Genomic DNA, 25,743 nt, shown 5'->3' on the forward strand with positions numbered 1-25,743 from the left:
TCACTCCTCGGACTGGGGGATCGGGAAGGTCGTGAGTGCGTTGCCCTCGTCGACGTAGACCGCGAGGAGGTCGTCGGCGATGAGGTGTCCGCCCTCGGTCATCCGGTCGGGGAACTGCGACACCTTGAAGACGTCGTCGACCTGGCCGAGGGCCTCCTGGACGGCGTCGTGGATCGCGGCCGGGTCGTCGGTCGTGCCGGCCACCTCCATCGCCTTCACCATGATCGCGAGGGTCTGGAAGTGGTACCCGACCTCCGAGGTTGCGGGACGTTCGTCCGTGATCTCCGCGGTGTACCGCTCGACGAAGTCCGCGACCCCGGGGTCGTCACCGTCGCGGAGGGGGCGCACGCCGACCGAACCGACGAGGTTCGCCGGATCCGTGATGAGTTCCATCTCCTCGAACTTCGCCTGGTCCATGACGATGAAACCGCCCTCGAACCCCTGCTTGCGCGCCTCGGCGATGACGAGTGCCGTCGGCTGCGAGGGACCGCCGACGAAGATGACGTCCGGCTGCTCCGCGAGCGCCTTCGACACCGTCGAGGCGAAGTCCGTTACGGTCGAGTAGTCGACACCGTTGTTCGTGAGGACCTCACCGCCCTGGGCGCCCCACTCCTCGGTGACGAGCGAGGCCCAGTTCTGGCCGTACTCCGACTGCGTACCGATGAGCCCGAGTTTCTTCCCGTAGCGCGACATCGTCTCCTGCACGAACGGCGTCGCATAGGACTCGAAGTTCGGCGGGATCATCACGGACAGTTCGTTCCCGGTCTCGAGGATCGCCGGGTCGGAGGAGTACGCGCCGATGACGAAGGGCGTGCGCCCGGCGTTGAGCTGCTGGGCGGCGAGGATTCCACCGGAATGGGGGATGAAGACGACCGAGGCGTCGTCCTGCTCGACGAGGCGCTGGGCGTTCGTCGCGGCATTGTTCGGCAGGTACTGGTCGTCGAGGGATGCGACTTCGACGGTGTAGGACTCACCGTTCACGGTGACGCCCTGTTCGTTGATCGTCTGCACCGCCATCTCGAGCCCGTCGAGGGCGTTCTGTCCGTAGGCCGCGGCACCGCCGGAGAGCGGGCCGGAATACCCGATGGTGATGGTGCCGCCACCGGATCCGGAACCGCCACCGGAACAGGCGGCGAGAGTGAGTCCGAGGACCGCGAGTGCGGCGGTGGTGAGGGTGAGAATGCGCTTCGACATCACGTGTTCGCTCCTTTGCGAATCGTGGCCGGTACGGCGTCGGCCCGGTGGGGGTGCGCGGGTGTCCGCGCACCCGTCACACGGTGCCGAGCGTCCGTCCCCCGGCCGAGGAAACCGTTCCGCGCCGTTGCGGGACGGGTGCTTCAGAGGTGGAAGAGGAAACCGGGAATGGGTGGTGCACAGGAGTACTGCGAAATCCGAAACCGACGTCGTCGTCGGGTTTCTGGAGCACACTCTGCTCCGCGAGCACGGACCTCGTCAACAACCAGATCGGATCGATACCGAAAAGACGTGCAATCCCGGGGCGGGACGCCGCCTCCGGTCCGAACGAACGTTCGGCCCGCTTGAAATCCGGCGGGACGGGCGGCAGGATGAGGGAGGCCGGTGGCAATGGAGCCACCGGGGAACAGGAGAACCCATGCAGGTGTCGGACACCGTCGCGATCGTGACCGGAGGCGCCAGCGGCATCGGCCGGGCCGTCGCCGAGGCGCTCCTCGCCCGGGGCGCCCGCGTCCTCATCGCCGATCTCGCCCCGAGCGTCCACGAGGTCGCCGCGTCCATCGGCGCGAGCGCCTGGGAAGGCGACTGCTCCGCGGTCGCCGGGCTCGAGGACCTCGTCGCGAAGGCGGAGACCGAACTCGGCGAGGTCGACTTCTTCTTCGCCAACGCGGGGATCGTCGGACCTCCCGGCCTCGGGGAGGACGAGAGCGCCTGGGACACGGTGCTCGACATCAACCTCCGCCAGCACGTGCGCGCCGCGAAGATCATGGTGCCGAAGTGGCAGGCCCGCGGAGGCGGCTACTTCGTGAGCACGGCGAGCGCGGCCGGCCTCCTCACCCAGATCGGGCAACTTTCCTACTCGGTGACGAAGCACGCCGTCGTCGGTTTCGCGGAGTGGCTGAACATCACGTACGGGGACGCGGGCATCCACTGCTCCGTCCTCTGCCCGCAGGGAGTGAACACGCCTCTCCTCAACGGGGGCGCACACGCGGACTCCTCGAACGACCGCTCGGCGAACAAGGCCGTGACGAAGGCCGGGCGGGTCCTCGAACCCGCCGAGGTCGCCGAGGTGGTCCTCGCCGCGATCGAGGAGGAGACCTTCCTCATCCTCCCGCACCCGGAGGTCCTCGACATGTACCGCATGAAGGGCTCCGACTACGACCGTTGGCTGCGCGGGATGCGCCGCTACCAGAAGAAACTCGACGAAGGGACCATCTGAGGATGTTGGAGACCACCGAACGCGGCCGCGAGTACCACGAGCGGGTCAGCGCCTTCATGGAGGAACTCGTCTACCCGAACGAACGGGTGTACGACGAGCAGATGCGCGCCGCCGGCAACCCGCACCACCAGCCGCAGATCCTCGAGGACCTCAAGGCCGAGGCGAAGAAACGCGGCCTGTGGAACCTCTTCCACCCGCACCCCGAGTGGGGCCCGGGCCTCACGAACCTCGAGTACGCGCCCCTGGCCGAACTCATGGGACGGTCGCCGCGGATCGCGCCCGAGGCCTTCAACTGCAACGCCCCGGACACCGGCAACATGGAGGTCTTCACCCTCTTCGGCACCGAGGAGCACAAGGAGAAGTACCTCAACCCGCTGCTCGACGGCACGATGGCCTCCGGGTTCGCGATGACGGAACCGGCGGTCGCCTCGGCGGATGCGACGAACATCGAACTCTCGATGAAGCGCGACGGCGACGGCTACCGCCTCAACGGCCGCAAGTGGTTCACCTCGAACGGCATGCACCCCTACCTCGGCGTCCTCATCGTCATGGGCAAGACGGACCCGGAGGCGGAGGTCCACCGCCAGCAGTCGATGATGGTCGTCCCCGTCGGCGCCGAGGGTCTCACGATCCTCCGCAACCTCTCCGTGTTCGGGTACGAGGACCGCGAGGGCCACGCCGAGGTCGTGTTCGACAACGTCTACGTCCCCGCGAAGGACGTCCTCAAGGGCGAGGGTGAGGGCTTCGCGATCTCCCAGGCGCGCCTCGGCCCCGGCCGCATCCACCACTGCATGCGCGCGATCGGCATGGCGGAGCGGGCCCTCGAGCTCATGTGCGAACGTGCCGAGTCCCGCGTGCTCTTCGGCTCGAAGCTCTCCGAGAAGGCGAACATCCAGGACTGGATCGCGGAGTCCCGCACCGAGATCGACATGGCCCGCCTCCTCACCCTCCACGCCGCCGACATGATGGACAAGGTCGGCAACAAGGAGGCCCGCACCCTCATCTCCGAGATCAAGATCGCCGCGCCGAAGGTCGCCCTCAAGGTCATCGACCGGGCCATCCAGGTGCACGGCGGCGGCGGTGTCACCGGCGACTTCCCGCTCGCGGAGATGTACGCCCACGCCCGCACGCTGCGGATCGTCGACGGGCCCGACGAGGTCCACAAGCGCGGGATCGCCCGCGCGGAACTCAAGAAGTACCGCAAGCGCTGAGGCGCCACCCACCCCACGAATCACCCCACCACCCGGACTCCCGCCGGAGTTCCGCAACGGAAGGACACACTCACATGACCCAGCGCGTCGCCATCGTCACCGGTGCAGCTCGCGGCATCGGCGCCGCCATCGCGGAGCGGTTCGCCGCCGACGGCCACAAGGTCGCCGTCATGGACCTCAAGCAGGAGGACGCCCAGGTCGTCGCCGACCGCATCACCGCTGCCGGGGGTGAGGCGCTCGCCCTCGGCACCGACGTCACCGACGAGGCCTCGGTGAACGCCGGGGTCGAGGAGGTCGCGAAGACCCTCGGCGCGCCGACGATCCTCGTGAACAACGCCGGCATCATCAAGGACAACATGCTCTTCAAGATGAGCCTCGCGGAGTTCCAGGCGGTCCTCGCGGTGCACCTCAACGGCAACTTCATCATCACGAAGGCCGTCCAGAAGTACATGGTCGAGGAGAAGTTCGGCCGCATCATCTCGATGTCCTCGACCTCCGCACTCGGCAACCGTGGTCAGGCGAACTACTCCGCGGCGAAGGCCGGCATCCAGGGCATCACGAAGACCTACGCGATCGAGCTCGGCAAGTACGGCGTCACCTCGAACGCGATCGCCCCGGGCTTCATCGAGACCGACATGACGAAGGCGACCGCCGAGCGCATCGGCGTCTCCTTCGAGGACTTCACCGCCGCTGCCGCGAAGGCGATCCCGGTCGCCCGCACCGGCAAGCCCGAGGACATCGCGCACACCGCGTCGTTCCTCGCCTCCGAGGGTGCCGGCTTCGTCTCCGGCCAGGTGATCTACGTGGCAGGAGGGCCGAAGAATTGACCGCGACGAAGACGGACACCGTCACCGACGAGACCACGCTCATCGACGAGGCGGTCGCCGCCGCCCGCGCCGCGACCACCGAGGGCATGACCGAGGCCCAGAAGTACGGGGTCCTCTACGACCACGGCCTCGCATGGGTCGACTTCCCGGTCGGCGCCGGAGGACTCGGGGTCTCCCGCTCCCTGCGTGACCACGCCGCGGAGGCCGTCGCCGCCGCCGGGCTCGAGGCGCCGGCCCGCGGCTGCAACACGATCGGCTTCGGCATGGCCGCCCCGACGATCGTCACCTACGGCACCGAGGACCAGAAGAAGGTCCTCCGCGACATCTACACGCTGCGCACGATCTTCTGCCAGCTGTTCTCCGAACCCGGCGCCGGATCCGACCTCGCCGCCGTCGCCACCCGCGCCGTCGACGAGGGCGACCACTTCCGGGTGAACGGGCAGAAGGTGTGGACGTCCTCCGCGCACAACGCGGACATGGCGATCCTCGTCGCCCGCACGGATCCCTCGGTGCCCAAGCACAAGGGACTCAGCTACTTTCTCCTCGACATGCACGCCGACGGCGTCGAGACCCGCGGCCTGCGCCAGATCACGGGCGAGGCGGAGTTCAACGAGGTCTTCCTCACCGACGTGAAGGTGCCGAAGGAGAACCTGCTCGGCGAACTCGGGCAGGGCTGGCAGGTCGCCAACACGACGCTCAACAACGAACGCGTCTCGATCGGTGCCGGCGCACCACGTGAGGGCGGGTTCATGGGAGTCGTCGCGGACGCCTGGCGGAAGAACCCCGAGTACCGGGATCCCGCACTGCACGCCGAACTCCTCCGCCTGTGGGTCGAGACCGAGGTCGCCCGCATGACGAACGAACGCCTCGCCCAGCGCCTCGCCGCCGGTCAGCCGGGCCCCGAGGGTGCCGGAGCGAAGCTCTCCTTCGCCCGGAACAACCAGGAACTCTCACTCGTCGACATGAAGATGCGCGGTGCCGACGGCCTCCGCTACGACGTCTACGAGTTCCGCCGCCCGTCCGAGTACTCGATGACCGGCCGCCAGGCGGGCTACCGCTACCTGCGCGCCAAGGGCAACTCGATCGAGGGCGGCACGAGCGAGATCATCCGCAACATCATCTCCGAACGAGTCCTCGGACTGCCCGGCGAGCACCGGGTCGACAAGGACGTGGCTTTCAAGGACCTGCCGAAATGACCACCGACACGACGCAGACGCTGCAGATTCCGAACCTCCTGCCGACCGAACTCGAGGACGACCTCCGGTCCTCGGTCCGGGCCCTCCTGGCCGACCGCATCCCCTTCGACGCCGTCGCCGCGCTCTACGACGCCCCCGGCACCGACACCCGGGAGTACGACACGGCCCTCGGCACCGAACTCGGCCTCGCCGGACTCCTCGTCCCCGAGGCGCTCGGCGGTGTGGGTGCCACCGTCTCCGAGGCGGCCGTCGTCGCCGAGGAGATCGGCCGCGCCGTCGCCCCCGTGAAGTTCCTCAGCTCCGCGGTCCTCGCGACCTCCCTCGCGGTGCGCGCCGGCGCGGACGACCTCGCCTCGGCACTCGCCTCGGGCGAGGCGCTCGCCGCGATCGCGTTCACCGCCACCTCCTCGTCGCTCGTGTCCGACCTCGCCCTCGGTGGGGTCCCGGAGATCGGCTCCGAGGTCACCGTCTCCGGGTCCGTTCCCGGGGTCATGGAAGCCTCCGGGGTCGACACCCTCCTCGTCGTCGTGGGGACCGGTCAGGACACCGCGGTCATCGCGGTGCCGGCCGAGAACGCGGAGATCCACCCGTTCCTCACCTTCGACATGTCCCGCCCGCTTGCAGACGTCGACTTCCACGACTCCGCAGGGACGGTCCTCGCGACCGGCGCCGAGGCCGCACAGGCGGTGGGGGAGACCGTGCTCATCGGGCGCACCGTCCTCGCTGCTGAACAGGCCGGCGCGGCGTCCCGCGCCTTCGAGATCGCGCTCGAGTACATCAAGGGACGCCGCCAGTTCGGCCGCACGATCGGCTCGTACCAGGCGATCAAGCATCGGATGGCGGACCTGTGGCTCGAGGTCGAACAGGCCGGTGCGGCCGCGACCTACGCCGCACGGACCGTGGCGTCCTGGCAGGCGGGGGAGGAGTCCCTCTCCGAGGCCGAACTCGTCTCCCTCGTCGCCGCCGCCTACGTCGGGCCGGTCGCGGTGCACGCGACCGAGGAGGCCGTCCAGATGCACGGCGGTAACGGCATGACGTGGGAGTACCCGCTCCACCTGCTGCTCAAGCGGGCGAAGCAGGACGAACAGATCCTCGGTCTGCCCGAACACGCGCAGGCGGAACTCGCCCCGCTCGTCGGACTCACGGTCGAGTGACGCAGTACCCCGTGCCCCGCCCCCGTACACCGCTGTACGACTGAACACTTCAGGGCTGAACACTCGTTAAGCTGGAAACCGTCAGGTGCGACCGGTTCCCCACCGGTGACACTCCCAGGGGCCCATGGGCCCCGGAACCACGAAGGACTCTCATGACAGACGCAGTCATCGTCTCCACTGCGCGCACGCCGATCGGCAAGGCGTTCCGCGGTGCATTCAACAACACCCAGGCCCAGGAGCTCGCCGGCCACGCGATCAAGCACGCGGTGCAGCGGGCGGGTCTCGAGGGCGGCGAGGTCGAGGACGTGATCCTCGGTGCCGCCAACCAGCAGGGCACGCAGGCCGGTAACTTCGGCCGGCAGGCCGCGCTCCGGGCCGGTCTCCCGGTCACGGTGTCCGGCATGACGGTCGACCGCCAGTGCGCCTCGGGCCTCATGGCGATCTCGATCGCCGCGAAGCAGATCGTCCACGACGGCATGGACATCGCGATCGGTGCCGGTGCCGAGTCGATCTCCCTCACCCAGAACGAGCACATCAACAGGTTCCGTGCGAAGGATCCGTGGCTCGAGGAGAACGTCCGCGGCCTCTACCTGCCGATGCTCCACACCGCGGAGATCGTCGCCGAACGCTACGGCGTCTCCCGTGAGGCACAGGACGAGCTCTCGCTCCTCTCGCAGCAGCGCACCGCCGCTGCCCAGGAAGCCGGTTACTTCGACGACGAGATCGTCCCGCTCGAGTCGACGAAGCTCGTGATGAACAAGGAGACGAAGGAGGTCTCCGAGGAGGTCGTCACCCTCACGAAGGACGAGGGCAACCGTCCCTCGACGACCCTCGAGGGCCTCGCCTCCCTCACGCCGGTGCTCGAGCCCGGTGTCGCCTCGACGCACCCGAGCATCACCGCGGGTAACGCCTCGCAGCTGTCCGACGGCGCCTCGGCCTCGGTCCTCATGTCCGACGCCGAGGCCTCCCGGCGTGGCCTCGAGCCGCTCGGCGTGTACCGCGGGATCGCGGTCGCCGGCTGTGAGCCGGACGAGATGGGCATCGGCCCGGTGTTCGCGGTGCCGAAGCTCCTCAAGCAGCACGGACTCACGATCGACGACATCGGTCTGTGGGAGCTCAACGAGGCCTTCGCGGTCCAGGCGCTCTACTGCCGTGACCGTCTCGGTATCGACCCCGAACGGTTCAACGTCGACGGTGGCGCGATCTCGATCGGCCATCCCTACGGCATGACCGGTGCCCGCGCCGTCGGTCACGCACTCCTCGCCGGGAAGCGCCGGGGCGACAAGTACGTCGTCGTCACGATGTGCGTCGGCGGCGGCATGGGCGCTGCGGGTCTGTTCGAGGTCCTCTGACCCGCACCCCGTACCACCCCCGCCCCGCCCCCGGACGGCAGGTCCGCGGCATCGGCGCCACGGACCTGCCGCTTCGGTTACTCTTCTCCCACCTGAACACCACAACGACGTGGAGGACACCATGAGCTGGTTCGACGACCGTCCCTGGATGAAGACCTACGGGGACAGGGAAGAACTCCTGCGCCCCATTCCCGAGAGCACGACGACCGCACTGTTCGACCGGGCCGTGCAGAACCACCCCGACCGCCCCGCGATCAAGTACTACGGCTGGACCGCGACGTGGTCGGAACTGAACACGATGGCGGACGCCTTCGCCGCGTTCCTCGCGGACCGCGGGATCACGCGCGGTGACCGGGTGGGCATCTACCTGCAGAACGTCCCGCACTACTCGATCGCCTGCTACGGGATCTGGAAGGCCGGCGGCACCGTCGTCCCCCTCAACCCCATGTACCGCGACGAGCTCGCCCACGTCCTCGAGGACTCCGGAGCGAAGGCGATCGTCGTCTCCGCCGCCGCGTACCTCGACCGGGTGAAGCCCTACACGGAGGGCCTCGACCTCGTCGTCACGTGCAACGAGAAGGACTACGGCGTCGACCTCCCCGAAGCGATCTTCGACGCCTTCGCGGACACCTACACGACCGGCTGCCCCGACCTCGCGACGGTCGTCACCGAGTACACGGGGAAGTCCGTCCCGGACCCCGGTTTCACTCCGGACGACGAGGGCATCATCGGTTACACCTCGGGCACCTCGGGCCGGTCGAAGGGTGCGCAGGTGACGCACCGCGGACTGTCCGTGAACTCGCAGATGCTCGGGATCAACCAGGGCTACAACGAGACGAACACGATCTTCACCCTCGCCCCGGTCTTCCACATCACCGGATTCGTCTGTCAGTTCCTCGCCGCGACCGCGTGTGCGGCGGCCCTGTCGATGAACTACCGCTTCGACCCCGCGAGCGCCCTGCGCACCTTCCGCACGGACCAGCCGAACTACATGGCAGGTCCCTCGACCGCGTACATGGCGCTCCTCGCGCATCCGGACTTCAGCGCGGACGCCTTCGCGTCGTTCACCTCGGTGATGTCCGGCGGCGCACCCCTGCCGGAGGCGATCGTCCAGAAGTTCGAGGAACGCACCGGGCACTACATCGGTCAGGGCTACGGGCTCACGGAGACCACGGCACAGTGCGTCGTCGTTCCCAAGGGCATGCGTGCCCCGGTGGACCCGGAGAGCGGCAACCTCTCGTGCGGTCTGCCGCTGTCCTCGGTCATGGTCCGTGTCCGCGGGGAGAACGGGGAGGAACTCGGGCCCCGCGAGGTCGGCGAGATCTGCGTGACCGGCCCCATGGTCGTACCGGAGTACATCAACAACCCGCCGGCGACCGCGGAGAACATCCCGAACGGCGAGCTGAAGACCGGTGACGTCGGGTTCATGGACGAGGACGGCTGGGTGTTCATCGTCGACCGCAAGAAGGACATGATCAACGCCTCCGGTTTCAAGGTGTGGCCGCGCGAGGTCGAGGACGCCCTCTACACCCACCCGGCCGTCCTCGAGGCCGCCGTCGTCGGTGTCCCGGACGAGTACCGGGGCGAGAACGTCGTCGCCTTCGTCTCCCTCCAGCCGGGCGCCTCCGTCACGGAGGCCGACATCGTCGCGTACTGCCGCGAGCACCTCGCGGCGTACAAGGCACCGCGGATCGTCCGGTTCGTCGAGGCCCTGCCGAAGACGTCCTCCGGCAAGATCCTCCGCCGGGAGATGAGGCAGGTCGCCGCCGCCGAGGCGCAGACCGCCTCCGCCTGATCCGCGCCGGGCACACTGCCCGGCATCCCCGCGCCCGAGGCGCCGGACCCCGCCCGGGGGCCGGCGCCTCGGGCGTGTGTGTCCTCCGTGTGAAACCTTCCCCGACCGCGCCCGCCGGATTCTTCCCGCCGCGGGACACGGGCGTAGGATCCGAAGGTCTCCCTCGACGACGAGGGACTCACGATGATGTGGAAGGACACGGAAGTACATGAGCTGGTTCGACGAACGACCCTGGTTGGCGACGGCCGGGAAATCCCTCGACACCCTCGTCCCGGTGCCCGAGACCTCGATGCTCGAGGTGCTCACCCGGACGGTGGCCGCACACCCGGAACGCCCCGCACTCGAGTACTTCGGGTGGAGCGCGACGTGGGAGGAGTTCGACCGGCTCACGGACGCATTCGCCGCGTACCTGCAGGACCAGGGGTTCGGCCGCGGGGACCGGCTCGGCATCTATCTGCAGAACGTCCCGCACTACGCGATCGCGACCTTCGCGGCGTGGAAGCTCGGGGGCGTCGTCGTTCCGCTCAACCCCATGTACAAGGACGAACTCGTCCACGTGTTCGAGGACGCGTCCGTCCGGGCGCTCGTCGTCTCCTCGGCGGCCTATGCGTCCCGCGTGAAGCCGTTCACCGCAGGACTCGACCTCGTCGTGACGACGGGGGAGAGGGACTTCGGTACCGATCTGCCCGAGGCCGTCTTCGGGTCCTTCCCGGAGGAGATCGCCACCGGCTGCCCCGACTTCCGCACCGTCCTCGAGGAGTACTCCGGACGCACCGTGGAACCGGCCGTGCTCACCGCCGACGACGCGGCACTCATCGGCTTCACCTCCGGCACCTCGGGACGGTCGAAGGGCGCAGCGGTCCTCCACCGCGGGCTGTCCTCGAACGCCGGGCTCGTCGCCCGCAACCAGGGTCTCACCGCGGACATGCGGATCTTCACCCTCGCACCCGTCTTCCACATCACCGGATTCGTCGCGCAGTTCATGGCGTCCATCGCCTCCGGCGCGGGTCTGGTGATGAACTACCGCTTCGAGACCGGGACCGCGCTCGCCCTCTTCCGGCAGTACGGACCGCAGTACATGGCCGGCCCGGCGACCGCGTACATGGCGTTGCTCGCCCACCCGGACTTCGGGCCCGAGGTGTTCGCTCCCTTCATCTCGACGATGTCCGGGGGAGCCGCGCTGCCGCAGGCGATCGTCGAACGTTTCGAGGCGAAGGCCGACCGGTACATCGGCCAGGGCTACGGCCTCACGGAGACGACCGCCCAGTGCGCCGCCGTCCCACGGGGCCTGCGGGCGCCGGTCGATCCGGACAGTGGCAACCTCTCGTGCGGACTGCCGCTCGAGACCGCGATGATCCGGATCCGCGACGAGGACGGCACCGAGCTCGGTCCGAACGAGGTCGGTGAGATCTGCGTGTCCGGACCGATGGTCGTGAAGGAGTACATCGGCAACCCCGAGGCCACCGCGGAGAACATCCCCGGCGGCGAACTGCGCACCGGCGACGTCGGTTTCATGGATCCCGAGGGATGGCTCTTCATCGTCGACCGCAAGAAGGACATGATCAACGCCTCCGGTTTCAAGGTGTGGCCGCGCGAGGTCGAGGACACCCTCTACGGGATCCCCGAGGTGCTCGAGGCCGCCGTGGTCGGTGTTCCCGACGAGTACCGCGGCGAGAGCGTCGTCGCGTACATCACCCTGCGTGAGGGGCAGGAGATCACCCCCGAGGCGGTGGTCGCCCACTGCCGTGCCCACCTCGCCGCCTACAAGGCACCGCACGAGGTACGGATCGTCGACGCGCTGCCGAAGACCGCCTCGGGCAAGATCCTCCGCCGCGAGATGCGCGAGGCAGCCGCTGCCGGGAGGTGAGGGGCGCCGGGAGGTGAGGAACGCCTCGGCCCCGGCGGAAACACACGCGCGGTAGTGTTCCGTCCCGTGCGCACGCTCGATCGAGACATCCTCCGCCTCGCCGTCCCGGCCCTCGGGGCCCTCGCGGCCGAACCCCTCTTCCTCATGGCCGACACCGCGATGGTGGGGCACCTCGGGCCGGACGCGCTCGGGTCCATGGCCATCGCGACGACGGTGATGAGCACGGTCCTCGGGATGATGGTGTTCCTCGCGTACGCGACGACTCCGCGGGTGGCCCGGCGCCTCGGGGCGGGGGACACCCCGGGTGCGATCACGGCGGGATTCTCCGGGATCTGGCTCGCGCTCCTCACGTCCGCGGTGCTCCTCGTCGTCGGGCTGCCGTTGCTGCCGACCGTCGTCGGGTGGTTCGGTGCATCCGAGGCGGTGAGCGCCGGAGCCCGCGACTACCTCACGATCTCGTGGTGGGCGCTGCCGTTCATGCTCATGGTCGTGGCGGCGACCGGACTGTTGCGCGGCCTCCAGGACACGCGGACCCCGCTCGTCGTCGCGGTCGGGGGATTCGGCCTCAACATCGTCCTCAACGCGGTGTTCATCTACGGCTTCGACATGGGCGTCGCCGGATCCGCGCTCGGTTCCGCATTCGCGAACGTCGCGATGTGCGCCGTCTACCTCGTCACCGCAGGGCGGGCCGCCGCCCGCCACCGGGCCTCGCTCAAGCCCGACTGGGACGGGGTGTGGTTCTCCGCGCGGAAGTCCGGGTGGCTGCTGCTGCGCAGCCTCGGCCTGCGCGGGGCGATCATCACGCTCGTCGTCCTCGCGACCGCGATGGGGACCGCCTCGCTCGCGGCGATCCAGGTCGCGCAGACGCTCTTCAACTCCCTCGCCCTCGTCCTCGACTCCCTCGCGATCGCCGGGCAGGCACTCATCGGGCTCGAACTCGGACGCCGGGACCGGGGGCAGGTCCTCCGGATCACACGGCGCCTCGTGCAGTGGGGGATCGGATTCGGTGTCCTCGTCGGGGTGCTCCTCGCCGCGAGTTCACCGGTCCTGTGGCGGCTCTTCACCTCGGACGCCGCGGTCGGGGCGACCGTCACCGGGCTCGTCCTCGTCCTCGCGCTCGGGCTGCCGGTCGCCGGTTACGTCTTCACCCTCGACGGGATCCTCGTCGGCGCGGAGGACCAACGATATCTGGGCATCGCCATGTTCCTCGCGATGCTCGGGTCCGTCGCGCTCATGCTCGTCCTCGTCCCCGCGACCGGCAGCGCCGCCGTTCTCTGGGGCTGCTTCAGCATCGGTTTCATGCTCCTGCGCGCGGTCGGCCTGTGGTGGCGGGTGCGCGGTGAGCGATGGATCGTCCGGGCGGAGGCGCTGGGGTGATAGCGCTGGGCGCTGGACCGGGTGGGGTGCCTCGGTGACTAGACTTCCCCTCCGTGAGTGACTTCCGTATCGTTCCCGCGCCCGCATCGCCTGCCCCCTCCGACGGTGCCTCCGACGGTAACCCTGTCGGCACCGCTTCCTTCGGCGCTCCCTCGTTCGGCACAGCCGATCTCCTGCCGTTCCTCGTCCTCGTCGACGGCTGGTCGCTCGATTCCCCGAGCGCCGGAGAAGAGCCGGTCCTCGCCGGGCCGCTCGCCCGGTACGTCACCGACTGGGGCCGGGAGGGTGACCTCGCAGTGCTCGGGTACTCGGTTCCGGAAGAGGGCGAGAACGACTCCGCTGCCCCCACCACGGAGCGCTCAGCGGAACCCACCGCTGAAGGCCCCGCCACTTCCTCCGCCGAGGCGCCCGTCGGCGCGGCCTGGATCCGTCGCCTCCCGGCCGAGGAGGCCGGAGCCGGCTGGGTGTCCGCGGACGTTCCCGAACTCCTCGTCGCGGTGCACCCGGAACATCAGGGGGAGGGCCTCGGCCGGAAACTCGTGCAGACGCTCCTCGGACTCGCGAAGCTCACGGGTGTCGAGGCGGTGAGCCTCGCGGTCGACGAGGCCAACGGTGCCCTCGCGCTCTTCGAGAAGCTCGGTTTCGCTTCGATCGGTCGGGGCGGCCACGACGAGGTCCTCATGCTCCGCTCACTCACGGACTGACCGCACCGGCGGAGCCGCATCCTCGCTCCGCAACTGCCGCCGCACGCCCGCGCGCGATCAACTGCGCGATGTGGCACGATTCCGAGCCGGATTTTCGTGCCGGATCGCACAACTGATCGAAGCGTCGTGCCGGATCGCACAACTGATCGAAGCGTCGTGCCGGATCGCACAGCTGATGCCGGATTCGTTCCGAATTGCACAGCAGACGGCGCCGTGCCGAGACCTCAGTCGGGGAGACCGGGTTCGTACACCCACCGGCGCACGAGGTCCGCGGCCGCGCGATCGGCCGACTCCTCGACGTGCGTGAGGAAGTCCTCGGTCGTCACCGAACCGTGCCGGTGCGCGGCGGTCCAGCCGCGCACGAGGTCGAAGAACGCCTCGTCCCCGGTGTGTCCGCGCAGCGCGTGGAGGGTGAGCGCGCCCTTCTTGTAGACCCAGTCGTCGAACATGTGGTCCGGCCCCGGATCCGCGAGGACGGCACCGCTGGGCGCACCGATCCCGTGGTCCTCCCGGTACGTGCCGACGCCGGCCGCCGCGCCCCCACCCGCTCGCTCGGCCTTCGACGAGCCCACCTTCGCAGCCTCGGCCTTCGACGAGCCCGCCTTCGTGAGCCGCTTCCGGTACTCGGTCGCCCGCTTCTCGGCCGTCCCCTCGCCGGCGTGCTCGCTCCACAGCCACTCGGCGTAGCACGCGAACCCCTCGTTGAGCCAGATGTCCTGCCAGCGGGCCGGGGTGAGGGAGTTGCCGAACCACTGGTGGGCCATCTCATGGGCGACGAGCCGTTGGGCGCTCCACTGGGCCGTGAGGTGATTGGGCCCGAAGATCGACAGCGGTTGTGATTCGAGCGGGATCTCGAGTTCGTCCTCGGTGACGACGACCGAGTACCGGTCGAAGGGGAAAGGGCCGAAGACCTCGGAGAAGAACGTCATCATCCCGTGCTGGGAGCCCAGGTGCGTACTCGCACGGTCCCACAGCTGGGCCGGGACCGCAGCACTCAGGGGGACCGGTGACTCGGGGTACCGTTCACCGGACCGGTCGGTGCCCGGTTCCACAACGTCCGTCCGGTACTGACCGATCTGCACCGTCGCGAGGTACGTCGCGAGGGGTTCGGTCGAGCGCCACTCCCAGAGCGTGCGCCCCGCCCGCCTTTTCGTGCCGAGGAGCACGCCGTTCGAGATCGCCGTGTAGTCGGTGTCGACGAGGATCTTCAGGTGCCACGTCGCCTTGTCACTCGGATGGTCGTTGCAGGGGAACCACGTCGCGGCGCCGTTGGGCTGCCCGGCGACGAGGACACCGTTCTCGAGTTCCTCCCAGCCGACATCGCCCCAGGGACCGGCGGCCGGTGCCGGGTTCCCCGCGTACTCCACCGCGACCTCGAGGACGTCCCCGATCTCCGGGGCCGACTCCGGCTTCACGTTCAGATGTGCCTCGGTCTGCTTGAAGCGGGACCGCCTTCCGTTCACGCGCACCTTCGACACCCGCAGGCCCCGCAGGTCGAAGTTCAACGACCGGCAGGCCTCGCGCACCTCGAGCGTGAGCGTCGCGGTTCCGGCGAGCCGGTTCGGCAGCACCTTGTAGTCGAGGTGGAGGTCGTAGTGCCGGACGGCGAAGGCCGTGGTACCGGACTGCGGGGTATAGGGATCGAGCGGTGTGGAGGTAGGCATCGTGGGAAGAACACTCTCAGTTCTGTGTGTCGAGGACGTGTCGGCGCGGGGCGTCCGTCCACGGGACGACCGGATTCCCGGTGAAATGCGTGTGTGCCGGCACGGACTCCCCGCGCATGACGAGCGACACCGGGCCGACGGTCGCGGACTCGCCGAGTTCGGCTGCCGGGAGGATGACGGAGTTCGGGCCGAGCGTCGAGCCGGGTGCGAGGTGGACGGTGTCGAGCGACATCACACGGTCGTGGAAGAGGTGGGTCTGGACGACGCAACCACGGTTCACGGTCGAGGCGTCGTCGAGGTGGACGAGGTCCGCCTCGGGCAGCCAGTAGGACTCGCACCAGACCCCGTGGCCGATCCGCGCGCCGAGCGCCCGGAGGTACCACACGAGTGCGGGGGTGCCGGATGCCAGTCGCGTGAACCACGGCGCGGCGACGAGTTCGACGAAGCAGTCGGCCACCTCGGTGCGCCAGATGAACGCCGACCAGAGGGGATGGTCGCCGGAGCGGATCGGGCCGATGAAGACCCACTTCGCGAGGACGGCCAGTCCCGCCGCGACCGCACCGGCGGCCATCATGACGATCCCGGACACCGCGACGGTGAGCGGCGCCCCGAGGAGTTCGAGGAGTTCGAGGAGGACGACGAGAACGCCGACGAGGAGGACGCCGGCGGCGAGGACCGCGAGGACCCGGAGGGTCTCCCACATGCCGCGCAGGACCTTGAGCGGGGTGGGCGGCGCATAGGTGAGGGATTCGTCGGCGGCGACCTCGGTCCTGCGCATCTCGACCGGCGGCGAGCCGACCCACGAGGAACCCTTGCGTGATTTCGCCGGGGCCGCCGAGAGCACGGCGACGAGCGCGTTCTTCGGGACCTTGCGACCGGCCGCGGTCATCCCGGAGTTGCCGACGAACGCCCGCTTCCCGACCTTCGCCCGGCCGATCCGCATCCACCCGTGCCCGAGTTCGTAGGAGCCGATCATCGTGTCGTCGGCGAGGAAGGCGCCATCGGCGATCTGTGTCATGCGGGGGATGAGGAGGACCGTCGACGCCTCGACCTCGCGGCCCACCTTCGTCCCGAGCAGGCGCAGCCACACGGGGGTGAGCATGCCGGCGTAGAGCGGGAAGAGGAGGTCCCGGGCGAGGTCCATGAGTCGTTCGGTCGCCCACACCCGGTACGCCATGAAGGACCGCACGGGATACACGCCCTCCGTGAGCCCGATCCCGAGGGACCGGACGGCGAGGAGGACGAGCAGGGCACAGGAGGCGAACCACACGAGCGCCGCGACGGGGCTCCACGCGAGGAGGACGAGGGGCCGGGCGAAGACCTCGACCCCGGAGACCAGAGCGACGAGCGCGAGCGCCGGCAGTGCGGCGAGGTACGGGATCGCGGCGTGGACGAGCGAACCGAGCGCATAGAGGAGGAACGGCAGATGGGCACGTCGCTGCGGCGGGTCCGGCCAGTCGCCGCGGGCGTTGCCGACGCGGACGGCCGGGGAGCCGGAGTACCGTCGGTTCTTCTTGATCTTCCCGGTGACGGCGGAACCGGCCTCGACGACCGCCCCGGCACCGACCTTCGCGCCGGGCATGAGCGTCGTCCGGGCTCCGACGGTCGCGTATTCGCCGACCTCCATCGTGCCGACGTGCACGAGGTCGCCGTCGACCCACCACCCCTTGAGATCGACCTCGGGTTCGACCGCGGCACCGCGGGCGAGGGTGAGCATGCCGGTGACGGGCGGCACCGAGTGGAGGTCGACGTCGTCGGCGATGTCGTTGCCGAGCAGTCGGGCGTACCACGTGACCCACGGGGCGCTCGCGGGGGAGACCGCGGCGAGGAGGTCCTGGACGTGCTCGGCGAACCACAGGCGCATGTGCGTGCCGCCGGAGCGCCGGTAGGTGCCCGGCCGCAGACCCGCGAGGAGGACCCGGGCCGCCAGGGCGGACAGGAGCATCCGGCCCCACGGGGTGACGAACACGAGGCCGAGGCCGAGCACCCACCACCAGGACACCTGCGGGGTCGCGGCTCCCGCCCACGCAGCGAGGTTCGAGCCGATGAGGACGAGGACGACCCACCGCATCCCGGCGAGCACGTGGAGCGGGATCCCGAGGACGGTCTGCCAGAACCGGGTGCGACGCAGGACCGGCTCCACCGTCCGCGGGTGCACCGGGGCGGGCGCCTCGGCGGAGGTGTCCTCACCCGTGCACATCTCCACGAGGGCCCCGAAGCGCGGCCGGGCGTACAGATCGCCGACCGTCACCTGCGGGTGCCGGACGCGGAGTTTCGAGACGAGCTGAGCGGCGGCGAGCGAACCGCCGCCGGCGTCGAAGAAGTCGGTGTCGAGGCCGGGGGTGCCACCGAGGACGTCGGCCCACTGGCCTGCGAGCCACCGGGCGTTCTCCGGAAGGTCACCGGCAGCGGAGTCGTCCGCGACCGAGGCGAGCGGCCAGGGCAGGGCGTTCCGGTCGACCTTGCCCGAGGTCTTCGTCGGCAGGTCGTCCACGAGCGCGAGGCGCGGGACGAGCGCCGGGGGCAGGGACTCCCGGAGCCGGTCGGTCCACTCCTTCTTCGCGGCGTCCTCGGTCTCGGTGTCCGCCGGTGGTACCTCGGCGACGAGGTACCCGACGAGCAGCTGGGTGCCGCCCGGGGTCGTCTTCACCGCGGCGGCACCGCCGCGGACGCCGGGCAGGGACTGGAGAGCGGCGTCGACCTCACCGAGTTCGATGCGGCGGCCGCCGAGCTTGATCTGCTCGTCGGCACGCCCGACGAAGACGAGGCCCTCCGGATCATTCACGACGAGGTCACCGGAGCGGTACGCCCGCTCCCAGCCGAGGGTCGGGAGGGGTGCGTACTTCTCGCGGTCCTTCTCCGGGTCGAGGTAGCGGGCGAGGCCGACACCCCCGATGATGAGCTCTCCCGTCGCGCCCTCGGGCACCGGGATCCCCGTGGCCGGGTCGACGATCGCGAGGTCCCAGCCGTCGAGCGGCAGCCCGATGCGGACCGGCCCCTCGCCGGTGAGGAGGGAGCCGCATGCGACGACGGTCGCCTCGGTCGGTCCGTAGGTGTTCCACACCTCGCGAGTGCCGTCGGAGAGGCGCGCGGCGAGTTCGGGCGGGCACGCCTCACCGCCGAAGATGAGGAGACGGACGTTGCTGAGCGATTCGGCCGGCCACAGGGCGGCGAGCGTCGGGACGGTGGAGACGACCGTGATCCGACGGCTCGCGAGCCACGGGCCGAGGTCCGTCCCGGACTTCACGAGGGACCGCGGTGCCGGCACGAGGCACGCCCCGTGCCCCCACGCGAGCCACATCTCCTCGCAACTCGCGTCGAAGGCGACGGAGAGCCCCGCAAGCACCCGGTCGCCGGGCTCGAGGGGTTCGTCCTGCAGGAACATCCGCGCCTCGGCGTCGACGAACGCGGCGGCCGAACGGTGGGTGACCGCGACGCCCTTGGGCTTGCCGGTGGATCCCGAGGTGAAGATCACCCAGCAGTCGTCCTCCGGTTCCGGTGCACGCAGCGCCGGACGGTCCGCGAAGTCGCGGGTGGTGGTCGTCGTGATGGTGACCTGCGCGCGGTGGCCGGGGAGCGCCTCGGGCGCGGGGGCGGACTCCTCCACGGGACCGGCGGTGACGACCGCGGCGACGGCGGCCTCGGAGAACACCGTCTCCGCGCGCTCGTCCGGGTCGTCGACGTCGACGGGGACGTAGGCGGCACCGATCATGAGGGTGCCGAGGATGCTCACGTAGAGGTCCACGGTGCCCGAGGGGACGCGGACGCCGACCTTGTCACCGGGGCCGACACCCGCGCGGGCGAGCCGGATGGCCATCGCCCGCATCGCCTCGAGGAGTTCGGTGTACGACAGGACCGTCGTACCGTCGTCGAGCGCCGGGGCCTCCGGGTACTGCGCCGTGATCTCGAGGACGATGTCGACGAGGGTGCGCGGAGCGGGGGCCAGGTGGCCTGCGGGGAACTGGGCGACGTGCGTCAAACGGACCTCACGGGTTCGGTGGAGCGGACGATGTCCTGCGACCGGGTGAGCACGGGCCGAGCGGCGCAGGACCTTCTCAGGGTAGTCGTACACACGGGCGGTGACGGGGAACCGGCGGGTGAACGATCGGGTGCGTGGGCAATAGAGTGAGGTGGTCGATATCCCCTCATGAAGAAGACATGATGACCACCACAGTTTTCACCCAGGCCTTCCTCCACGACGGCACCCAGTTCGTCCGCGGACTCAAGGACGTTCTCGTCACGGACGGCCTCATCTCCGACATCGTGCCCGCCGGCAGCGCGCAGATCCCCGCCGACGCCGAGGTCGTCGACGCGACCGGGAAGACCCTCACCCCCGGCTTCGTCGACTGCCACGTCCACTTCACGACCGAGGGCGCCGGCTCCCTCGAGGCCTTCACCGAGCCCTTCACGCTCCAGTTCTACAAGTCCGTCGCCCACATGGAGCGCACGCTCGCGGCGGGCGTCACGACCGCGCGTGACGCGGGTGGTTCCGATGCGGGACTCAAGGCCGCGATCGAACGCGGCTTCGTGCGCGGCCCGCGGACCTTCACCGCGGTGTCGATCATGTCGCAGACCGGCGGACACGGCGACGGTTTCCAGCCCTCCGGCCAGTGCTCCCCGATGACGACCCCGCACATCGGTCGTCCCTCGGGCGTGGCCGACGGGATCGACGGCGTGCGCACGAAGGCCCGCGAGATCCTCCGTGCCGGTGCCGACCAGATCAAGATCTGCTCGACCGGTGGCGTGCTCTCGGCCGCCGACGACCCGCGCCACTCCCAGTTCACCGAGGAGGAGATCGCGGTCATCGTCGCGGAGGCCGAGGCGCAGGGCAAGTACGTCATGTCCCACGCCCAGGGCACCGCAGGCATCAAGAACGCGATCCGGGCCGGTGTGAAGTCGATCGAGCACGGCATCTACCTCGACGACGAAGCGATCACGATGATGGTCGACCGCGGTGTCTACCTCGTCCCCACCCTCCAGGCACCGCTCGCCGTCATCAAGGGCGCGGAGGCCGGCGCGGCCCTGCCGAAGGCGCTCGTCGACAAGGCGCGCATGGTCGCCGAGGTGCACTTCGAGTCCGTGCGGAAGGCCCACGAGGCCGGAGTGCGGATCGCGATGGGCACGGACGCCGGCGTCGGCCCCCACGGCGAGAACCTCGAGGAGATCGAGCTTCTCGCCCAGGTCGGCCTGTCCGCGGAGGAGGCACTCGCCGCCGGCACCTCGGTGGCCGCCTCTCTCATCGGTGACGAGTCCTTCGGCACCCTCGCCGTCGGCAAGGTCGCGGACCTCGTGCTCCACGACGCGGATCTCTCGGCCGTCGGGGTCGGCACGATCCGGCGGACCGTCGAGGCGGTGTTCCAGGCCGGCGTGCGCGTCTGAGCCACGGCGCCGGCGCCGGACACGTCCGGAGGCGACCGGAATACGGCAGCGGCCCCGCACCTCGGGAGGTGCGGCCCCGCTGTCCGTTCCTGCGGGCCGTGTCAGAGGAACGACACGAGAGCCGAGGCCACGAGGATCGAACCGGCGGACACCGAGGTGAAACCACCGATGAGCATCGGCGGCAGCATCTTGTCGAGGAGCGCCTGGCTCTCCTCCTGGGTGCGGCCGGTCGAGCGTGCGACCTCCTGGGTGATGAGGTAGTCGGCGGGGAAGCCGTACATCGCGGTGAGGGCGACGGCCATGCCGAGGTTCGGGTCCCAGCCGACGAGCTTCGTGACGACGAAGCCACCGATGCAGATGCCGAGGAGGCCGATGACGAGGATGCATGCGACCGGCACGAGCGAGGCGATGACGTCCGCGACGGAGGCGGTCATGAGCGGGGCGACGACGATGAAGATGATCGCGGCCATGGCGATCGTGAAGGAGTTCGACCGTTCCATCACCTTGTCGGGGATGACGCCGAGCGCGGTGAGGACGATACCCACGAGGAGGCCCCAGATCGAGTAGGAGATGCCGGTGAGCTCACCGATCCAGTACGCGAGCGCACCGGCGGCGAAGACGAGGAAGAGGAGGAAGAGCTGGTTGTCGACGAGGACCTGCGGCAGGCGCACGAGCTTCTTCTTCTCGACCGGCTCCTCGGCGGTGGTACCGGCTGTCGCGGCACCGTCGGCGCCGTCGGCGCCGGTGGCGAGTTCACCGGAAGCGATGAGCTTCGCGGCGTAGCGACGCAGGAAGAAGTTCGTGAGCGGCATCGAGGGCAGCGACTGCAGCATGAGGATGAGCGAGGGGATGACGACGACCGCGCCGATCATCCCGGCTTCCGTGAGTCCCTCCGTCGTGAGTGCGGTGGAGACGATGCCACCGGCGATCGGACCGGCACCGGCGACCGCGTACTCGAAGCCGAACAGCGGCCACACGGTGGCGAGGATGATGCCGGTCGCGACGATGATGCCGACGCCCGCGATGAGGACGGACCGCCACTGCTGGAGCATCGTCCGCAGCGGCATGAGCGAACCCATGTGGACCATGATCGCCGGCTGGATGAGCGCGCCGACGCTCACCATGGTCGAGACCTCGACGATCTCGGTGGGGATGATGCCGATCTTCGCGAGGACGAAGAGGGAGAGCATGGCGACGAGCAGGGCGGGCACGCGTGCGCGGGTGGCGATCGAGACGATCTCGCCGAGCGCGATGAACGCCAGGACGATGGCTGTCGCGAGGACTGCACTCATGAGGAAAGGGAACCTTCGGATCGGGGGTGGGGGTGATGCGGCGGATGTGAGAGCGGGGCCGGATGGCGGCGCGGGTTCAGCCGCGGGCGAGGCGGTCCCAGGCGAGCCGCGCGAGCGCGGCCGCCTGATCGCCGAGCACGGCGTCGTCGAAGAGCACCTGCGGGGCGTGGTTCCACACCGCGGTCTCCGGGTCGACGCCGTCGGGGCTGGTGCCGAGGAAGAAGAAGCAGCCGGGCACCTCGGCGAGGACGAAGGAGAAGTCCTCGGAGCCCATGAGGGGCTGCTCCATGGGGAGGAGACGTTCGGGACCGAACATCCCGCCGAGCGTGTCGGCGACGAACGCCGTCTCCTCCGGATCGTTCATCGTGACGGGATACTCCATGCGCCAGGACACCTCGGCCGAGGCGCCGTGGGCGGAGGCGATGCCCGCCGCCAGGCGTTCGGCGGCCTCACCGAACCGCACCTCGTTCGCGGGGGAGAGGATGCGGACCGCGGCCTCGAGATGCGCGGTGTCCGGGATGACGTTGTTCGCGGTACCCGCATGGATCTTCCCGATCGACAGCACGACGGGGTCGAAGACGTCGAACTGCCGGGTCACCATCGTCTGGAGCGCCTGGGCGATCTCGACGAGGACGGCGACGGGATCGACCGCCATGTACGGCTTCGACCCGTGCCCGCCCCTGCCGCGGACGGTGATGTCGAGGGCACCGAAACCGGCCATCGCGGGGCCGGGGCGGTAGGAGAAGACTCCGCGCGGGCCGGGGGCGACGTGGATGCCGTAGGCGGCGACCGGCTTCTCGCCCGTGACCTCGAGGAGTCCCTCGGCGATCATGGGTGCGGCACCGCCGGGGCCCTCCTCGCCCGGCTGGAACATGAAGACGACCGACCCCGGCAGGTCCTCGCGGTGAGCCGCGAGCAGGCGGGCCGCACCGACGAGTCCGGACACGTGGAGGTCGTGACCGCACGCGTGCATCGAACCGTTCGTCGAGGCGAAGTCGAGTCCGGTCTCCTCCGTCACCGGGAGTGCGTCCATGTCCCCGCGCAGCAGCACCGTGGGACCGGGCCTGCCGCCCTCGAGCACCGCGACGACCGAACTGAGCGCATCACCGGTGATGATGCGCAGGGGCAGGCCCTCGAGGGCGTCGAGGACGCGTCCCTGCGTGTACGGCAGGTCGAGGCCGAGTTCGGGGTTGCGGTGGAGGTCCCGGCGCAGATTCTGCAGATCGGGGAGGAACGCGGCTGCTTCCGCAGTGAACGAAGGGGTCACGGTGCTGCTTTCGCGGTGGGAATCCGACCCGGGAATGTGTTCCCCGGATCACAACAAACGAACAGGCTAGCACCCGCAGGAGACGCGTTTCACATGGTGGAACACCGCCCGGGCCGCAAGCGTCCGGCACGGGGGTCGTCCCGTCCGCGGTCGGCCGAACTCAGAGGGTCGGATCCCCAGGTGCTCCCTGCGCCATTCCACGGCGGAGCCGGCGCAGTCCCTCGCGGAGATTCTCCCGCAGTGCCCGGACGAGGTTACGGCGGCGGTCCTCCTGGGCACCGGCCTGCCAGGGGGCGGGGTCGGTGAGCGGCAGGGATCCGGAACGGGTACCCATGTCCGCGGCGATCGCATCGGCGATCCGGGCGCACCCGGCCGCGCTCACCCCGGAACCGAGGACCGCGTTCCAGTAGTGGACGACCTCCGCGTGGTAGTTGTGTCCGTGGCCGCCGGGGAGCTTGACGGACCGCGGCATGTCGGAGGCGAGCTGCCAGAAGGTCACCCACGGCAGCCAGTGCATGTGCCGACTCACGTCCGCTCCCCGGGGTTCGCGCAACCAGTCGGGGCGCTGCCAGATGACGCGCGGTTCCCACCACACGATCGGATCGGACGGATGCTGGGCGTAGAGGATGCGCGGGAACTCCCATGCGGGGTACTCGTCGCCGAACGGATCGCGGTCGAGGTCCTCGGGTCCGACGACGAAGCGCACCCGGTCCCCGCGGCCGATCATCGGGTGGATCTCCGGGGACCCGTACCGGCGGGAGGAGATGAGCCGTCCGACGAGCGGGGTCGCGCGCGGGGTGCCCGTCCACACGGCGCCGTCGAGGACCGCACGCATGTGTTCGGTGGAGACGAACGCACCGTTGCCGCCGAGCGCACCGAGCGACTCGCCGGTCGCGTACAGCTTCGGACGGCGATCCGCCGGGATCGCCGCGAGGCGACGGGTGACCGCCGCGTGGAGCAACCGGGACGAATCGATCGCCTGGCCCCGACCGATGAGGAAGTTGAGCCACGAACCGGCGAAGGAGTACTGCACGGCGACCGAGGCGCAGTTCCCTCCCGTGAGGAACTCGAAGGCCTCGACGGACCACTGCGGGATCCAACCGGACCCGGTGTTGGTGACGAGGAGGATCGCCCCCCGTTCGAGGGCGCCGGCGCGTTCGAGCTCGGCGACCGCGGCCTCGGCGGCCTCCTCGAGGGTCGGGTGGGCGAGCCGCCCGATGAAGACGCGGATCGGGGTCCGCGCAGCGATGCCGGGGGAATGTTCGGCGGGGCGGCGCTCGCCGGGGGACTGTTCGCCGAGGTGCCCGCGCCGGGCCAACCGGGCCCGCACCTCGGCGATGCGCCCGGCACGGGGACCGCCGGCGACGAAACCGCGGCCGTGGAAGCCGAGCGTGGCGAAGGACTCCCGGGACTCCCGCGAACCGGAGCGTTCGGGTTCCGCCGGCGGGACGACGGTGGATTCCCGGGCGAAGTCCGAGATCACGGCCTTCTCCGCGATCGACGTGAGCGTGCCGGTGAGGAGCCACCGGTACGTGCTCCACCACAGCAGTCCGGCACCCGCGGAGATGAGAAGGGACGGAACGAAGGGGGCGAGCTTCTTCACCCGGCGTTCGAGGAGCCGACGGGATCCCGCGGACAGGCGGGCGGCGGTCCCGAGGGCCCACCATCCGCCGAGGCCGACGAGGTAGCCGAGCAGCTGTTCGAGCTCGGAGTCGGACTCGAGGCCGCCGGTGAGCCGCGTGACCTCCTTCTGTCGGTCCATGGACCGGTGGAGGGCGAGGGCGGTGCCGACGGCGGACACCGCGAGTGCGAGCGTGTGGCGCCGCCAGCGGCGGGCCTGCGCAGGGGAGAGGCCGAGCGGGGGAGTCGCGGGATCCGTGGTGTGCGGCGCGAGCGCGGCATCGAGCGCGGCCGCAGGGTCCTCCGGTCGGAGGTACCGACGGACCGACCGGGCGCGGACGAGGGCGGGGCCGGCGAGGCCGTCGAGCGCCTCGGCCGCTTTCTGCCCGCCGTAGGCGTTCACCGCGACGTTCACCGCCGTCATCCACCACGTGCGGGGGACGAGGCTGGGCGCGAGCGCGATCCACGAGGCCGCCGAGGCAGTCGCTGCCACGATCCGCTTCACGTCCGTCCTTCCGCCGTCCGCCGGGTGGTGATCCGCCACGTGGTGATCATCCGCGGGGTGATCGTCCGGGCACCACCCTAAGCGTCTACTCTTTTCCTCAGGAAACGTGAGCACGACCAC

Annotated in this window: 17 protein-coding genes; 11 read left to right on the forward strand and 6 right to left on the reverse strand. The window is 69.9% G+C overall.

Annotated features, from left to right (window positions below):
- Nucleotides 1-1,194 carry an ABC transporter substrate-binding protein gene (locus tag ABD172_RS06990; protein ID WP_344308218.1) on the reverse strand — a complete coding sequence of 398 codons (1,194 nt, stop codon included), beginning with the start codon at nucleotides 1,192-1,194 and terminating at the stop codon, nucleotides 1-3.
- A 418-nt stretch (nucleotides 1,195-1,612) separates the two neighbouring features.
- Between ABD172_RS06990 and ABD172_RS06995 the strand changes: the two genes are divergently transcribed.
- The 10 genes from ABD172_RS06995 to ABD172_RS07040 all read left to right on the forward strand — a co-directional run bounded on the left by ABD172_RS06995 (nucleotide 1,613) and on the right by ABD172_RS07040 (nucleotide 13,896).
- The gene (locus ABD172_RS06995; RefSeq protein ID WP_344308219.1) at nucleotides 1,613-2,413 is read left to right on the forward strand and encodes an SDR family oxidoreductase; all 801 of its coding nucleotides are present in this window, start codon (nucleotides 1,613-1,615) and stop codon (nucleotides 2,411-2,413) included.
- Between the two features lie 2 nt (nucleotides 2,414-2,415).
- Nucleotides 2,416-3,624 carry an acyl-CoA dehydrogenase family protein gene (locus tag ABD172_RS07000; protein WP_344308221.1) on the forward strand — a complete coding sequence of 403 codons (1,209 nt, stop codon included), beginning with the start codon at nucleotides 2,416-2,418 and terminating at the stop codon, nucleotides 3,622-3,624.
- A gap of 74 nt (nucleotides 3,625-3,698) precedes the next feature.
- Nucleotides 3,699-4,451: a 3-oxoacyl-ACP reductase FabG gene (gene fabG / locus ABD172_RS07005; RefSeq protein ID WP_344308223.1), complete on the forward strand. Its 753-nt coding sequence runs from the start codon at nucleotides 3,699-3,701 to the stop codon at nucleotides 4,449-4,451.
- Nucleotides 4,448-5,647, forward strand: a complete 1,200-nt coding sequence (locus ABD172_RS07010; protein WP_344308225.1) for an acyl-CoA dehydrogenase family protein — start codon at nucleotides 4,448-4,450, stop codon at nucleotides 5,645-5,647. Before fabG ends, ABD172_RS07010 begins: the two co-directional genes overlap by 4 nt.
- A complete protein-coding gene (locus ABD172_RS07015) occupies nucleotides 5,644-6,801 on the forward strand; it encodes an acyl-CoA dehydrogenase family protein (RefSeq protein WP_344308227.1) in 1,158 nt (385 codons plus the stop codon). Before ABD172_RS07010 ends, ABD172_RS07015 begins: the two co-directional genes overlap by 4 nt.
- A 152-nt stretch (nucleotides 6,802-6,953) precedes the next feature.
- On the forward strand, nucleotides 6,954-8,153 hold the full coding sequence (locus ABD172_RS07020) for an acetyl-CoA C-acyltransferase (protein WP_344308229.1): 1,200 nt from the start codon (nucleotides 6,954-6,956) through the stop codon (nucleotides 8,151-8,153).
- A 121-nt stretch (nucleotides 8,154-8,274) separates the two neighbouring features.
- On the forward strand, nucleotides 8,275-9,948 hold the full coding sequence (locus ABD172_RS07025; protein WP_344308230.1) for a class I adenylate-forming enzyme family protein: 1,674 nt from the start codon (nucleotides 8,275-8,277) through the stop codon (nucleotides 9,946-9,948).
- A 208-nt stretch (nucleotides 9,949-10,156) separates the two neighbouring features.
- The gene (locus ABD172_RS07030; protein WP_344308231.1) at nucleotides 10,157-11,815 is read left to right on the forward strand and encodes a class I adenylate-forming enzyme family protein; all 1,659 of its coding nucleotides are present in this window, start codon (nucleotides 10,157-10,159) and stop codon (nucleotides 11,813-11,815) included.
- A gap of 66 nt (nucleotides 11,816-11,881) precedes the next feature.
- Nucleotides 11,882-13,192, forward strand: coding sequence for an MATE family efflux transporter (locus tag ABD172_RS07035; protein WP_344308232.1), 1,311 nt, complete (start codon nucleotides 11,882-11,884; stop codon nucleotides 13,190-13,192).
- 53 nt (nucleotides 13,193-13,245) lie between these two features.
- On the forward strand, nucleotides 13,246-13,896 hold the full coding sequence (locus ABD172_RS07040; protein WP_344308234.1) for a GNAT family N-acetyltransferase: 651 nt from the start codon (nucleotides 13,246-13,248) through the stop codon (nucleotides 13,894-13,896).
- A gap of 224 nt (nucleotides 13,897-14,120) precedes the next feature.
- On the opposite strand, the gene ABD172_RS07045 is transcribed toward ABD172_RS07040, so the two are convergent.
- Both ABD172_RS07045 and ABD172_RS07050 read right to left on the reverse strand, forming a co-directional pair.
- A complete protein-coding gene (locus ABD172_RS07045; protein ID WP_344308235.1) occupies nucleotides 14,121-15,560 on the reverse strand; it encodes a M1 family metallopeptidase in 1,440 nt (479 codons plus the stop codon).
- A gap of 16 nt (nucleotides 15,561-15,576) precedes the next feature.
- A complete protein-coding gene (locus ABD172_RS07050; protein ID WP_344308237.1) occupies nucleotides 15,577-19,539 on the reverse strand; it encodes a Pls/PosA family non-ribosomal peptide synthetase in 3,963 nt (1,320 codons plus the stop codon).
- 182 nt (nucleotides 19,540-19,721) lie between these two features.
- On the opposite strand from ABD172_RS07050, the gene ABD172_RS07055 reads away from it, so the two are divergent.
- The gene (locus ABD172_RS07055) at nucleotides 19,722-20,939 is read left to right on the forward strand and encodes a metal-dependent hydrolase family protein (RefSeq protein WP_344308239.1); all 1,218 of its coding nucleotides are present in this window, start codon (nucleotides 19,722-19,724) and stop codon (nucleotides 20,937-20,939) included.
- 101 nt (nucleotides 20,940-21,040) lie between these two features.
- On the opposite strand, the gene ABD172_RS07060 is transcribed toward ABD172_RS07055, so the two are convergent.
- The 3 genes from ABD172_RS07060 to ABD172_RS07070 all read right to left on the reverse strand — a co-directional run bounded on the left by ABD172_RS07060 (nucleotide 21,041) and on the right by ABD172_RS07070 (nucleotide 25,662).
- The gene (locus ABD172_RS07060; protein WP_344308241.1) at nucleotides 21,041-22,231 is read right to left on the reverse strand and encodes a hypothetical protein; all 1,191 of its coding nucleotides are present in this window, start codon (nucleotides 22,229-22,231) and stop codon (nucleotides 21,041-21,043) included.
- A gap of 76 nt (nucleotides 22,232-22,307) precedes the next feature.
- Nucleotides 22,308-23,498: a M20 metallopeptidase family protein gene (locus ABD172_RS07065; protein ID WP_344308243.1), complete on the reverse strand. Its 1,191-nt coding sequence runs from the start codon at nucleotides 23,496-23,498 to the stop codon at nucleotides 22,308-22,310.
- Between the two features lie 160 nt (nucleotides 23,499-23,658).
- Complete coding sequence (locus ABD172_RS07070) at nucleotides 23,659-25,662, reverse strand: alpha/beta-hydrolase family protein (RefSeq protein ID WP_344308245.1); 2,004 nt, start codon at nucleotides 25,660-25,662, stop codon at nucleotides 23,659-23,661.
- Nucleotides 25,663-25,743 lie beyond the last annotated feature (81 nt).

It is taken from the genome of Brevibacterium samyangense, from assembly GCF_039529845.1.
In the GTDB taxonomy this organism is placed as follows: Bacteria; Actinomycetota; Actinomycetes; order Actinomycetales; family Brevibacteriaceae; genus Brevibacterium; species Brevibacterium samyangense.

Excerpts from the sequence above, each read along its gene's own strand:
- ABD172_RS06990 (WP_344308218.1), bottom strand. The coding sequence starts at position 1,194 with ATGTCGAAGCGCATTCTCACCCTCACCACCGCCGCACTCGCGGTCCTC.
- ABD172_RS07020 (WP_344308229.1), top strand. The coding sequence starts at position 6,954 with ATGACAGACGCAGTCATCGTCTCCACTGCGCGCACGCCGATCGGCAAG.
- ABD172_RS07025 (WP_344308230.1), top strand. The coding sequence starts at position 8,275 with ATGAGCTGGTTCGACGACCGTCCCTGGATGAAGACCTACGGGGACAGG.
- ABD172_RS07045 (WP_344308235.1), bottom strand. The coding sequence starts at position 15,560 with ATGCCTACCTCCACACCGCTCGATCCCTATACCCCGCAGTCCGGTACC.
- ABD172_RS07055 (WP_344308239.1), top strand. The coding sequence starts at position 19,722 with ATGACCACCACAGTTTTCACCCAGGCCTTCCTCCACGACGGCACCCAG.
- fabG (WP_344308223.1), top strand. The coding sequence starts at position 3,699 with ATGACCCAGCGCGTCGCCATCGTCACCGGTGCAGCTCGCGGCATCGGC.
- ABD172_RS07015 (WP_344308227.1), top strand. The coding sequence starts at position 5,644 with ATGACCACCGACACGACGCAGACGCTGCAGATTCCGAACCTCCTGCCG.
- ABD172_RS06995 (WP_344308219.1), top strand. The coding sequence starts at position 1,613 with ATGCAGGTGTCGGACACCGTCGCGATCGTGACCGGAGGCGCCAGCGGC.
- ABD172_RS07000 (WP_344308221.1), top strand. The coding sequence starts at position 2,416 with ATGTTGGAGACCACCGAACGCGGCCGCGAGTACCACGAGCGGGTCAGC.
- ABD172_RS07030 (WP_344308231.1), top strand. The coding sequence starts at position 10,157 with ATGAGCTGGTTCGACGAACGACCCTGGTTGGCGACGGCCGGGAAATCC.
- ABD172_RS07060 (WP_344308241.1), bottom strand. The coding sequence starts at position 22,231 with ATGAGTGCAGTCCTCGCGACAGCCATCGTCCTGGCGTTCATCGCGCTC.